This is a genomic window from Sphaerotilus sulfidivorans (genome assembly GCF_013426975.1).
Classification (GTDB): Bacteria; Pseudomonadota; Gammaproteobacteria; order Burkholderiales; family Burkholderiaceae_C; genus Sphaerotilus; species Sphaerotilus sulfidivorans.
The window spans coordinates 1-255 of sequence record NZ_JACCPY010000117.1 but is presented as its reverse complement, the minus strand read 5'-3'; the positions used below and the strand labels follow the sequence as shown (position 1 = coordinate 255).

The following is a 255-nucleotide window of genomic DNA, read 5'->3' as shown; positions in this document are numbered from 1 at the left end:
GCTATGGTCGTCAGGCATAACCGTTGGTCTTTCAGGCTTGAGCCTGAAAGACGATTCGTAGAGTCTGATGAATCAGCGCTGGTCTGTCAATTGATTGCGTTCACCGTGACTGAAGTACGGTTCACGTTGACACTCTTACCTTGACAGGAATGTCAAAGTTATAGGGTCAAGCCTCACGAGCAATTAGTACTGGTTAGCTTAAAGCGTTACCGCTCTTCCACACCCAGCCTATCAACGTCCTGGTCTTGAACGACT

Annotated in this window: 1 rRNA gene; it reads right to left on the bottom strand. The window is 48.2% G+C overall.

Going from position 1 to position 255, the window contains the following annotated elements:
* Nucleotides 1–162: 162 nt before the first annotated feature.
* Nucleotides 163–255, bottom strand: a 23S ribosomal RNA gene (locus tag HZU84_RS21275); the annotation flags it as partial.